Origin of the sequence: Bacillus sp. V3-13, assembly GCF_002860165.1 — a bacterium.
GTDB lineage: Bacteria > Bacillota > Bacilli > Bacillales > Cytobacillaceae > Bacillus_BJ.
In genome coordinates this window covers 1-11,681 of sequence record NZ_PGUZ01000087.1, presented here as the reverse complement: position 1 = coordinate 11,681, position 11,681 = coordinate 1, and the positions used below count along the sequence as shown (strand labels likewise).

At 39.1% G+C, this 11,681-nt stretch carries 12 protein-coding genes and 1 pseudogene; 12 read left to right on the top strand and 1 reads right to left on the bottom strand.

Features of this window, described 5'->3' with window-relative positions; all coding sequences use genetic code 11:
• Positions 1-314: 314 nt before the first annotated feature.
• From CU633_RS21765 to CU633_RS21725, 8 genes are all read left to right on the top strand, one after another.
• Positions 315-572 carry a hypothetical protein gene (locus CU633_RS21765; RefSeq protein ID WP_101662645.1) on the top strand — a complete coding sequence of 86 codons (258 nt, stop codon included), beginning with the start codon at positions 315-317 and terminating at the stop codon, positions 570-572.
• A gap of 12 nt (positions 573-584) precedes the next feature.
• A complete protein-coding gene (locus CU633_RS21760; RefSeq protein WP_101662644.1) occupies positions 585-803 on the top strand; it encodes a hypothetical protein in 219 nt (72 codons plus the stop codon).
• 70 nt (positions 804-873) lie between these two features.
• Positions 874-1,647 (top strand): ABC transporter ATP-binding protein, encoded by a 774-nt coding sequence (locus CU633_RS21755; RefSeq protein WP_101662643.1) that lies wholly within the window; start codon positions 874-876, stop codon positions 1,645-1,647.
• Positions 1,628-3,022 (top strand): hypothetical protein, encoded by a 1,395-nt coding sequence (locus CU633_RS21750; RefSeq protein WP_101662642.1) that lies wholly within the window; start codon positions 1,628-1,630, stop codon positions 3,020-3,022. Before CU633_RS21755 ends, CU633_RS21750 begins: the two co-directional genes overlap by 20 nt.
• On the top strand, positions 3,009-3,869 hold the full coding sequence (locus CU633_RS21745; protein WP_101662641.1) for a PqqD family peptide modification chaperone: 861 nt from the start codon (positions 3,009-3,011) through the stop codon (positions 3,867-3,869). Before CU633_RS21750 ends, CU633_RS21745 begins: the two co-directional genes overlap by 14 nt.
• Positions 3,856-4,164, top strand: coding sequence for a hypothetical protein (locus CU633_RS21740; protein ID WP_101662640.1), 309 nt, complete (start codon positions 3,856-3,858; stop codon positions 4,162-4,164). Before CU633_RS21745 ends, CU633_RS21740 begins: the two co-directional genes overlap by 14 nt.
• Before the next feature lie 872 nt (positions 4,165-5,036).
• The gene (gloA2, locus tag CU633_RS21730) at positions 5,037-5,423 is read left to right on the top strand and encodes an SMU1112c/YaeR family gloxylase I-like metalloprotein (protein ID WP_101662639.1); all 387 of its coding nucleotides are present in this window, start codon (positions 5,037-5,039) and stop codon (positions 5,421-5,423) included.
• Between the two features lie 377 nt (positions 5,424-5,800).
• On the top strand, positions 5,801-6,817 hold the full coding sequence (locus tag CU633_RS21725; RefSeq protein ID WP_101662638.1) for a PTS transporter subunit IIC: 1,017 nt from the start codon (positions 5,801-5,803) through the stop codon (positions 6,815-6,817).
• Positions 6,818-7,031: 214 nt separating this feature from the next.
• Here CU633_RS21725 and CU633_RS21720 read toward each other — a convergent pair whose 3' ends face one another.
• On the bottom strand, positions 7,032-7,505 hold the full coding sequence (locus tag CU633_RS21720; RefSeq protein ID WP_101662637.1) for a hypothetical protein: 474 nt from the start codon (positions 7,503-7,505) through the stop codon (positions 7,032-7,034).
• Positions 7,506-7,897: 392 nt separating this feature from the next.
• On the opposite strand from CU633_RS21720, the gene CU633_RS21715 reads away from it, so the two are divergent.
• The 4 genes and pseudogenes from CU633_RS21715 to CU633_RS23495 all read left to right on the top strand — a co-directional run.
• On the top strand, positions 7,898-8,911 hold the full coding sequence (locus CU633_RS21715) for a hypothetical protein (RefSeq protein WP_101662636.1): 1,014 nt from the start codon (positions 7,898-7,900) through the stop codon (positions 8,909-8,911).
• 234 nt (positions 8,912-9,145) lie between these two features.
• Positions 9,146-9,832: a response regulator transcription factor gene (locus CU633_RS21710; RefSeq protein ID WP_101662635.1), complete on the top strand. Its 687-nt coding sequence runs from the start codon at positions 9,146-9,148 to the stop codon at positions 9,830-9,832.
• Entirely contained in the window at positions 9,816-11,243 is a 1,428-nt protein-coding gene (locus CU633_RS21705) for a sensor histidine kinase (protein WP_257959261.1), read from the top strand. The genes CU633_RS21710 and CU633_RS21705 overlap by 17 nt, the downstream gene beginning before the upstream one ends.
• A gap of 102 nt (positions 11,244-11,345) precedes the next feature.
• Positions 11,346-11,681 (top strand): annotated as a pseudogene (locus tag CU633_RS23495) (transposase zinc-binding domain-containing protein); the annotation flags it as partial.

Genomic DNA, 11,681 nt, shown 5'->3' with positions numbered 1-11,681 from the left:
GGAACACCCTGAAACCCGAGGACAAGAAGACAATATCTAATTCCTGTTTTCTACTCTACTAAACTGTTGATTTAAACAAAAAATAATTAATTCTGACAACATATTTTTTAAAAGAGATGAATTATTACAAATATAACGTTTAATCGAATAAATACTAATTTTTGTAAATAAATAGTTGATTTATTTTACATAAAGTGAACATAAAATGGTAATTTAGTACCATATAGATACAGTTTAGTAATGATATAGTTATGATAATAGAATATTTCAAATGTTCTATTAGCCAAGTACATATTAAAAAAAGGGGTGCATTGATGCTGCGTTCGAAACGGCTTGTTAAAAATGACATAAGGAAATCGAAAGCATATGTAAGTCCGAGTGTTGAAAGTAAAAACAGAGAATTCATCGGTGATGAGTTCTGGTGGGCTGTTGTTGTTTTATTATTTGCCGTGAGAGTTTATAGCAACTATGCTTTGACGAAAACGATTAAAGCTTGTGAAAACCAAGGTGGTTCAGCCAAAGTTTCCAGCCACATGTTTGGAACATCATGGACAGTATCGTGTTATAAATAAGGAGGGAATGCAATGAATTATCAAAGTCCAGTAGTAGAGTTAAATCAGCGTGAAAAAGTTACAGGGGATGAATACTGGTGGGTAGGTCTTGTGCTGTTGTTTGTAGTGTGGGCATATAGCCAATACGCTATGCAAAAGGCTGTATCATCGTGTTCAAAAAGTGGTGGCTTAGCTAAAGTAGACAGTTATTTCTGGGGTACAACGTACAAAGTATCCTGTTATGATAAGTAACAGTTAATTAAAATTAGAACGGTGTCTAAATATTTTTTAGACACCGTTTTTTGAAAATGAGGTGTATGGAGTGAGAGAATCATTAATCGTATTTGAAGAAATAACAAAAATGTACACAGAAGAAAAAGGAATAAAAAATGTTTCATTTCCTATCCATAAAGGTGAAATTCATGGAATTATAGGTTCTAACGGAGCAGGAAAAACATCTATTATTAAACTTTTATTAAATCATATGAAGAGTGATAAAGGTTCAATCCGTTACAACGGAACCCCTCTTCTGAGTTCAAAAGATTTCGTTTCTTTTAAAAGAAATATTGGATATGTTCCCGACGATGAAATATTGCTAGAAAATCTTACTCCTTTAGAAATCATTGAATTCGTTAGTCAAGCATATGAATTTTCTAAATCAAAGGCGTTAGAGAATGCCCATCAACTATTTGATTTATTAGAATTATATGATTTGAATGCTAATGTGAATTTCTTTTCCAGGGGAATGAAGAAAAAAGTGCAATTAGTATCGGCTTTATGTACACGTCCGGAATTACTGATATTGGATGAGCCCATTGCGGGTTTTGATCCAAAAGTAATTTACCTATTAAAAAAATTGTTTCAAGCTTTAAGAGATAGCGGAAAAGGTATATTTATTTCTACACATGACTTGAATATCGCAAATGAAATTTGCGACCGGATTACTATGATACATAATGGAGAAGTTTTATTAACTGGAAATAAAAATGAGATATTAGCAAAATATCAAACGGATTCTTTAGAAGAATTATTTATTTCTCAAACTATGAGTGTAAATAATGAGGAGCTGGTTCGTCATGTGGTTGCAAATATGTAAATTATCATTCACACAATCGAAAAGAAAAATGAAACAAACGGACCAAAAAGGGCTTATCATCATTTTTGCTATTTTGCTCGGGTTCCAGGTCTATCTATACAAGGGGTTAAAAGAAGCAGTTTCCCAATTCAAAGAGATTGGTTCTACAGAATTTGTACAACTTTTTTTTGTTTTTTCTTTTATTATTCTATTTGTAAGTTTCTTGCTCCTTAATTTTTTTAAAAATGAGGATCGAGCTTTTCTATTAAGATTACCTGTAAAAAAGAGTACCGTATTTAAAGCATACTATTACCCTTTGTTACTTTCATTATGGATACTCTACATTCTCGAAGGAATCAGCGCGAATATTGCCATATTACAAATATATAATATGAGATTTTTTGGCTTATTTATAAGTTTTTTCGCTTTAAGTTGTCTGTTTTCATTGCTTCTATCTTTCATTGTAAAGTGTTCTATTGAAAGTATATTTGCAAGATATAAAAATATGCCAAAAATGTTCGAATTACTTTTTTATTTCGCCTTTTTAGGATGTTACTTTCAAATTTTTATCATGAGGTCCCTTTCATTTTTTCAAACGTTCTTAGAAAAAACCATTTTTACATATGAAGCACTCACCAATTTAAGTATTTTGCTTCTTATTTGTATTCTTCTATTTATTCTTATTCATGTTTTCATAAGTCCTAGATATAACTGGGATGATGCTAATAAGAATAAATTAAAATCGAAAAACTTTGCAGCATCGATTGGGTATAACGGCTTTCTATTTGAATTGCTCCAGGTGTTAAGAAGTTGGGAAAAGAAAAAAGGAATATTGTTTCCGGTAGTTTTAGGAAATGCATTTATCATAATTCCTTTTACATTAATGGGGAACGCACAAATAGATGATTACTTTGTTTTTCTAATTGTTTCTATAGGTCTAGCTTGTGTTCAACACTCAAGTTATTCGGATAAAAATCATAGAGCTATTAAAAATATAACCATCGATTTGATGAAGTTATTAATAGGAAAAACTGCATTCTACTTGATCCTTTCTTTTCTGTTATTTATCGTATCCTTTGGTATACTTCATTTGTTTGGTGTATCACTGGGACCATTATTTTTGACCGAACAAATATTCAAACTCTTATTATTTACGAGTTTAGCGCTGGTAGTTAATTCTATGAGTTTCGATCCACATAATAATGCAGGAAAGTTATTAATTACAGTGTATTCATTAATACTTTACGCAGTTGTCAGTAAAGGTATTGAATATATCAGTTTCAGCCTATTTTGGCTACAAGTGTTCATCATCATTATATGCACTGTTGCAGCTGCGTTAATTTACGTTCTTACTAGTAAAAAACGATTGGAGCGTTCGTTGTATGTATCTGAGTAAAAAGGATATCCCCTCTTTTCCAAAACAAGTAACATTACAATCTAACTTTATTAGAGATAAATCGTTTGATGAAATGTACCCAATTAATGAAACAGGGAACTATATCCTTTCGCTTGTAGATGGTTCAAAAACGATCGGTGAAATCATAAAAATAACAAAAAAGAAATATAAAATAACAGAAGAGCTTGCTCATCATGATTGTGCCACCTTGTTTGAAAAGTTAAACCAAGAATTCCTTTTAAACATTAAAAGAAAAGGCGTGTCAGATAGGATTGCTGCCTTTTGGTTCTATTTAAAGACGTTTCAATTTAGGCAAATGTTTGAGTTTTTCCAGTTAAATAAAAGGTTTGATAATACGTATTTAAAGAAAAATATTTTAGTAACTTTTTTGTATTTATTGATTATCACTCCCTATTTTAATGCGGGCTTACTGCTAATGGTTTTTCTATTCTTATTCTTATCTAACCCGGTTACAATGTGGGAACCATTCCTGTTAGGAGGAAGTTTCGTTCTCTCCATAGCTATACACGAATTTTCTCACGTATTAGGTCTTTATGGTCTGGGGGAAATGGAGAAAATCGGGTTTATTGGGAAGAGAAATTTGAATATGGGTATTTTTAGAAAACGCGTAGAGCCCAAAAAAGATATTTTGGTATCTTTGATGGGTCCAGTAATTCCATCCTTTATTGGTTATGCATTATTTGAACTTTCCACGAATGGATTAATTCAGACTATGGGAATTTTTTGGATGTTTAACCTTTTTACTCTTTTTTCGACTGACGGTAAAAATATAAGAGATAATATAAAAAAAATCATGAGAGGTGCAATATTGAATGAAAAAAAATAAGCGAATAATTGTATTAAATGTTTTCATTGTCACTTGGGTTATTTCCACAATTGTTTTAATGGTTTCATTATCAATGGTAGACCTTAAACTTGGTACAAAACTTGGAGAAGGATTCTTTTACATTAAAGGTCATTACAAAGAAATGACAGAAATTAGTGGGCAAATGAAGAGTACAACTGTTACAGAACAAGGTCCTGGAATATTTACCGTACCGCTAGGATTTAGTATGTTACTCGCAGCAATCGTATTTATTTACCTTAAAGCAAAAAAGAAGGATGATAAAATAGCAAAATAATGATTCCCTCCCCCACTCATCTGAACATTGAAATTTGAAAAAATGCGCATAATTAAACGATAAAAAAGATGGATATTGAATCCATCTTTTTCTGTGAAAATAAATAATCTAAGCCCCTCCTGTAAACTATTGATCATGGAGGGGAATTCTGTAAATAACCTGAAAAAGCCAATTAGAAAGCAGAGCTACCTGTGGGAGGGTAACCTTGTATATGTCTATTTGGTTTTGGTTATACTAATTGACTTGCATTTCTTTAAATGGCTCCTTGTTTATAAGCATGGAGTAAATGATTCGAAGCATTCGATGCGATATGGCAACGAGTACTTTTTTCTTTCCTCTTCTTGCGACTATTGACCAGTATTGGTAAGGGGGTTGCAATGCAAGAGGGAGGAAGTTGAAGTCGATTTCGTCTTTATTAACAAACTATGAACAAACCATTATTTTTTTTAGTCTTTTTTCATAGGCTTGGGTGACCCGTGCTTGCGTGTAGATTGCCACCACCGAGTGCCACTTGTGCCATAGTTGAGAGCCACTAGAATTTTTTGGATAGCCACTATTAAAAAGTCTTCTGCAAGTTGTCAGTGGTAACAGGTTGTCACTTTACATCGAGCCTCTACGGGCATGGATCCCCAGCCAAAAACCAGCAGCACCAAGGCTCGCTGGGCCAACAAGGCTATCATGCCCGCCTCTCAATGTAAAGTGCACGTCTCGTCCCTTTGTGTATTCCAGGGTGGCTCTCACCATGGCAGAGGTGGCTCTGATTGTTGTCCGAAGTGGCTCTAAAATATGGCAGGGGTGGCTCTTTTGCATGGCTGTAAACACTTGCGAATGTATAATAATAATAATTACATTTGTTATTGGAGAGTGAACACATGCAGTTAAATAAAATTCATCACGTTGCGATTATTTGCTCAGACTATGAGAAATCAAAAGATTTTTATGTACGTATATTAGGCTTGACTCCGTGTCAGGAAATTTACCGGGAAGAACGGGATTCTTATAAACTGGACCTGCAGGTAAACGGGGAATATCAAATCGAGTTGTTTTCGTTCCCGAATCCGCCGGGCCGGCCCAGTTACCCGGAAGCGGCTGGCCGGCGCCATTTAGCATTTGAAGTGGATGATATAGATGAAGCCATCGAGCATCTGACTTCTTTTGCCATAAGTGTTGAACCAGTTCGAATTGATGAATTTACGGGCAAGAGATTTACCTTTTTTTCAGATCCAGATGGATTGCCAATCGAGTTATATCAATTGTAATAGTTGAAAATCATACATATAAACGGGAGAGGTGCTGACGCCATTGCATCCATATCCCGTTTTTTTTTGTTGCAAAAATCTCTGAATCTCCCCACTGGTGTAACATCCCATATTAATTACAAACTTTATCACTTTTTTAAAATAAGTTTTGGCAAATTTATAAAAAGCAAAATGTAAGCGTTTTTAATTATTTTGAATTAAAAAAGTTGTTTGTGTTTTCAGATAAATTATGTTAGGATAACAAAAACAATAGAGTAAGGAGCCAATCAGCATGAACAAATCATCATTAATCGACAGCTTTTAGGAGACTGAAATCTGATAGATATATGTAATACAAAACACGTTCATCTAACACAGGACAACTTGGAGAAGGCATTATGAAGGAATATATCGTTCAAAGAATGTATAAAGCATCAACGGGGATTGCAAACGCAGTTTTAGTTACATTAGGAATTGGCTTGTTGTTTGAGACAATCGGGAAGTTTATCGGCTGGGAAGCTTTTATTGGGATCGGGTCGGCAGCAAAGGTTCTTTTGGCTCCAGCAATTGGCGCCGGCATCGCGTACCAGCTGGGCGGAAATACTCTAGTCATTTTTAGTGCGATGGCCAGCAGCGCCGTCGGAGGGGCAGCAATCCACCCGACAGCTGAGGGCGCCTTCACCATTGTTTCGGGCCAGCCAATCAGCGCGATGCTGGCTGCAATTGTCGCAACCTATGTAGGGAAACGAATAACAGGCCGGACAAAGCTTGATATGATGGCAATCCCTTTCGGCGCAATATTGGCCGGCGGCGTAGCGGGGGTAGGACTTGCGGCAGTTACTACTCCACTCCTGCAATGGTTGAGCGCTGAAATCACATCATCCGTACAAGGAAGTCCGTTAATCGCCTCAATGGTGATTTCCCTTGTCTGGAGCATTCTTTTGATGTCGCCGGCATCATCTGCAGCGATTGCGATTGCCCTGCAATTGGACCCGGTCTCCAGCGCGGCTGCTTTAATTGGATGCACGGTCCAATTTGCCGGTTTTACGGCAATGTCACTGCGACAGAACGATCTTGGCGGATTTCTTGCCCAATGTTTTGTCACGCCAAAAGTACAATTCCCTAACCTGGTAAAAAATCCGCTGTTAATCATTCCGCCTTTCGTGGCTGCGATTATTTGCGCACCGATCGCTACTTTGGGGTTTGGATTCACGGCAACCTACGAAATTGCCGGCCTGGGGCTTAATTCATTGATCGCCCCTTTAAATATCCTTGCAAATCAGGGACTCATCAGCTTTCTCATTTATATCGCCGTTGGGGTGGTTCTGCCAATAGTGATTACACTTAGCTTGTATCAGGTAATCAAGATGATTGGATGGGCTAAAGCAGGGGATTTGCGGATGGAAGTGCAATAACTGTTGTTATTCAAAAACATTGCAACTCTCTAGTAAAATATAAAACTGAAATAAAGCATGAAAAAAGACCCGCACTCACCAGATAAAGTGAGCGCGGGTCGTTGTATGCGTTAGTTCCCATCCATCAATAGGTACATATTTTTGTAAAACCTTGTACCTTCTTAAAAATAAAAAGTCCAATTCATAAGCGAATTGGACATATCATTGCATGATGTTAGTTGGAATTTTCTATATAGCGCTTGGCAATTGTATAGCATTCATCAATGTGTGAATTGCCCAGGTATTTCATCGCACCGAAACTGATACCGGCTGCAGCAGCCTGTCCTAAAAAAGGAACAAATTTTACTACCGATTTTACGGCTACTCGCGCACCCACTTTTTTCAACAATTGAGCTACTATTTGTTTCGTAATGACTTTCCCGATTAATTCACTTCCAGCGGATGTGATCAGTATTAAAATCATTTTCTTTGTATCTGGATCAAGCTCATCAATCTGTTCCTGCGACAAGCCGAATTTCCGGTTTATTGCTGGCAATAACTCCAGCATGATTGCTACGTCTGCAGCAATATCAGCTCCCGGCGCCGGTATAATGGCTGCAGCCCCAGAGGCGGAAGCCCTTTTAGTAACCATTGATTTGCACTCTGCTTTAATTCTATCCAATTCTGCGATTGTTTTAGGCAAACCCATTCGTATGTCATTTCCTACGATAAATTAGTTATATTTTACTGCTTTTTGCAATGTAAGAATAGTAGATTGCCAGAAACAATTGCTAAAAACATGAAAGTTTTTACAAGTTAAAACTCCCCGCTGTATGAAGCAAATTCAAATTTTTTATAGGAATTCTGATTGCTGTTCATCTCACTCCTGAAAGTCCCTGACATATACCTGACACACAAAACCACAACCACACCCCCATTTTCAGAAGCCATACCAGCCTGCTTCCTGCTGCAATCAAGGTTTTAATAAAAATAAAAATTATTTTCCATCTGACATTTGGCTGACATAATACGAAGTTAAAGTAATGATATAAGGTTCAGCCAAGCCTTAGCCCAAAATTAACATATCAGGAGGCGTAAATAATGAAAAAATCAGTTCTAGGTCTTGCAGTCGCAGGGAGTGTATTTCTGGGAGCATACGCAACAACATCACTTGCAGCTGACAAGAATTCAACAGCCACAGAGAAGATAGATTGGGGTTTTAAAGGAAAAGGATTCGGCCACCGCGGGTTCTTTAAAGGAGATTCAGAAGCCCTTATTAAAGAAGCAAAAGAATTAGGCATCAATACGTCCGGAAAGGATGCAGAAACTTTAATCCAGGAGATCCGGGAAGCTCGACTAAAGAAGGAAGCAAAGGAATTAGGCATTACAACAACGGGGAAAGATGTTGATACTCTTGCCCAGGAAGTAACGCTGGCTAAAGTAAAAGAACATGCAGAGAAATTAGGCATTAAAACGGATGGAAAAGACGCCCAAACCCTTCGCGATGAGATCCGCCTTGAAAAGCTGAAGGAGGTGGCAAAAGAACTGGGTGTTTCAACAGATGGCAAAGACGCAGAAACGCTGATGCAGGAAGTTCAAACAGCATCACTTAATAAAAAGGCAAAAGAACTGGGCGTCTCTACTGACGGAAAAGACCTTCAAACGCTGGCTCAGGAAGTGTTTACTGCTTCCGTTAAGAAAGAAGCGGCCAAGCTTGATATTACGGTGGAAGGCAAAGATATTCGTGAATTAACCCAGGAAGTACAGTCAGCCAAGGTGAAGAAGGATGCGAAAGAACTTGATATTACCATTGACGGCAAATCCATCCGTCAAATCGCAGAGGAAGTGCGCGACAAAAAAATTGAACAACTAGCCAAAGAGCTTAAAATCTCTACTACTGATAAGTCAACAAAAGACCTTGTCACTGAAATTAACGAAAAAAATCCTGATAAGCTAAAAGCGCTGTTTGAAGATGAATTATTCGGCGTTCGCGGGTTTGGAAAAGGTGGTTTTGGCCATCCTGGCGGCCGAGGCGGCAAGCACCACGAAGGCATGGGTAAATTTAATGGTGGAACGGACACTGGAATCCAGCAGGGCTCCAGCACATCATTTTAATCTTTAGCTGTATGTAAATCCCCGGTATAGCATCGGGGATTTTTCGTGCTATAGTTGAACGTGGGGACGGCTCTCGCGCTTCCTCAACTCAGCCGGCCTAAAGACGATTTGAAGCGTGGGGACGGTTCTCACGTTCATGGTGTCAACCATACTAAGGCGATCCTCGCGGTTTCAAACGGAGGACAATCACAAAATAAAAAGGGATCTACTTTACAATACAGTGGAGGGGCGGCAATGAAAAAGGTGCTTGTGGTTGAAGATGAACAAACGATATCCAGGGTGCTGACCGTATATTTACAGCATGAGGGACTACATGTCCTCCAGGCATTTGATGGTGAAGCGGCATTGAGCCTTTTCTACGAGCATGGTCCTGAGCTTGTCCTTCTGGACGTCATGCTGACGGATATGGACGGATGGAAGATCCTTCAGGAAATCCGGACAAAGAGTTCCTGTCCGGTTATCATGTTGACAGCTCTTGGTGACATTGATTACCGATTGAAAGGGTTGAACGGGGGTGCAGATGATTACATCACCAAGCCTTTCGTAGGCGAAGAAGTGGTCGCCCGTGTGAATGCGGTGCTGCGCCGGTCTGCCAATGTACTGGATTCAGAGAATACGAGACAGTTTGGCAGCCTGAAAATCAGTCTGGACTCACATGCCGTAACTCTCAATGGTGAACCAGTCATGCTAACACCAAGGGATCTTTCTTTACTGTTATTTTTAACAGAGAGGCCCAACAGAACCTTTACGAGGGATGATTTAATAGAAAATGTTTGGGGAATGGATTACGACGGCAGCGACCGGGCGGTAGACCTGGCAATCAAGCGGATCAGGCAGGCCCTGTCAGGCTGGCCTGCCACTCAGGGGGAAATCCGGACGCTCAGAGGATTGGGGTATCAGTTCTGTGTTAACGGCAAATAAAACACGCACAACTTTGATAAGGTACTGGACGACAAGATACCTTTTTACCATGCTCATCGGTCTTGTGATACTGGCTGCAGGCTCGATGTGGTGGATTAAACAAACAACATTGGAAAACCGGCTGAACTTAATGCGGTATTTAGCAGACGAAACAGCTGACAGGGTTGTCCAGCAGAACGGGAATATCGGGTTTGACAAGTTTTTTAACAGAATGCTCGATGACCGCTCAAAACTGCTTGAACTGAATACAGAACCCAGGATTTTTATAGCCGACCTGGAAGGTAATGTTCTTTTTTCAAGGCCACCGCAAATGAAAAGAGGGCTTAGACCCCCGTCCGATATAGTAAATAACAGCGTTCCACCTGCAATAATAGATAACAAAGATTCAGTCCAAAGGCTGCAGATGCAAGGAATGGAAGATGTGTATTCGGTGAAATCCCCCATTATCTATGAGGAAAACCAGGTCGGCTGGGTGGTGCTGATGCAGGATGCCGCTGACTTGACTGATGTGAACCAAGAATACCGGCTGTTGATCATCATGTTGATCGGGCTCGGCCTGCTTGGCTGGGTCGTCATTTTTATCCTATCAAAGAAAATTTCAAAACCCATTCAGGAAGTAGCAAGGGCTGCTTCCCAAATACGGGAAGGAAACTATGAGATTGTGATAGACAGCTCAGCGAAAGAGCATGAAATAGATGAACTCATTCACTCGTTCAAGGAAATGAGCAGCCGTTTGATGCACCTCGAGACGTTGCGAACAGAACTATTGGCGGGAGTTACACATGATCTGAAAACACCAGTAACCGCCATCAGTGGTCTTGTCCAGGCAGTGCGCGATGGGGTGGTCACAGGAGACGAACGGCATGAATTCCTTGACATTACACTAAAAGAAGTAAACCGGCTCCAGACGATGATTGCCGATCTGCTGGATTTTAACTCTTTATCTGCAGGTGCTTTTTGCATTCGCCTCGAGGAATGCAACATGAATCAACTCATACAGGAAATTGTGCGGGAGTGGGCAGTTACTCAGAACAAGGAATTTGCCTATAAAGTCAGCCTTCCTGACCAGACAATTTACAGAACGACAGACCCATTGCGCCTGCAGCAGATTATGATTAACCTGCTGAATAACTCGCTGCAAGCCATGGACGAACGAGGGACAATCATAGTCACCCTGTCCGAACAATCGATAGATGTCAAGGATACCGGCACTGGGATTCCGGCTGATGAACAGCCATATGTGTTTGAACGATTCTTCCGCGGTAGCAACAAGAAACTGAAAGTGAGAGGGCTTGGGCTCAGCTTGCCATTCAGTAAAATGCTCGCAAAAGTCTTAAAAGCTGACCTTGTATTAAAAGAAAGCTCTCATGAAGGAACCACTTTTTCAATTGTATGGACAACAGAAGGATAGGTTAGGCAAATGATTTTGCTTAATCTATCCTTTTTTTAAAAAGATAAGAAAGTATAAAATTTGGGTCTACCACAGTCTTTTGGTCTGTGGTATTTTCATTTTATGGAGAGGAATATTCTTAAACAGATCTTTTTTGATAAACATCAACATTGGGAAGCATTTAAGAATAAACACTGAGCTAAAATTCGCCCTATCGTTATTAAGGAGGTTGAGAAATTCCGTGATTGTGGCGATATTAAAAAAGGATTCAAGCTCTTTGTGTGTGAAGGCTGTAACGATGTGCGAAAAGTTCCATATCGCTGTAAAGGACGTTTCTGCACCACTTGTTCCGTGGGTGAAAGTGAAGAATGGAGTCGGTTACTTACTGAGGATGTTCTTCAAGTTAACCATCGACATGTAATTTTTACGATTGATGAGGGACTACGAGATATTTTTCTA

Bases quoted from the DNA above. Each gene is read 5' to 3' on its own strand.
- CU633_RS21750 (WP_101662642.1), top strand. From the start codon at position 1,628: ATGTGGTTGCAAATATGTAAATTATCATTCACACAATCGAAAAGAAAA.
- CU633_RS21720 (WP_101662637.1), bottom strand. From the start codon at position 7,505: ATGGGTTTGCCTAAAACAATCGCAGAATTGGATAGAATTAAAGCAGAG.
- CU633_RS21725 (WP_101662638.1), top strand. From the start codon at position 5,801: ATGAAGGAATATATCGTTCAAAGAATGTATAAAGCATCAACGGGGATT.
- gloA2 (WP_101662639.1), top strand. From the start codon at position 5,037: ATGCAGTTAAATAAAATTCATCACGTTGCGATTATTTGCTCAGACTAT.
- CU633_RS21710 (WP_101662635.1), top strand. From the start codon at position 9,146: ATGAAAAAGGTGCTTGTGGTTGAAGATGAACAAACGATATCCAGGGTG.
- CU633_RS21760 (WP_101662644.1), top strand. From the start codon at position 585: ATGAATTATCAAAGTCCAGTAGTAGAGTTAAATCAGCGTGAAAAAGTT.
- CU633_RS21765 (WP_101662645.1), top strand. From the start codon at position 315: ATGCTGCGTTCGAAACGGCTTGTTAAAAATGACATAAGGAAATCGAAA.
- CU633_RS21745 (WP_101662641.1), top strand. From the start codon at position 3,009: ATGTATCTGAGTAAAAAGGATATCCCCTCTTTTCCAAAACAAGTAACA.
- CU633_RS21715 (WP_101662636.1), top strand. From the start codon at position 7,898: ATGAAAAAATCAGTTCTAGGTCTTGCAGTCGCAGGGAGTGTATTTCTG.
- CU633_RS21740 (WP_101662640.1), top strand. From the start codon at position 3,856: ATGAAAAAAAATAAGCGAATAATTGTATTAAATGTTTTCATTGTCACT.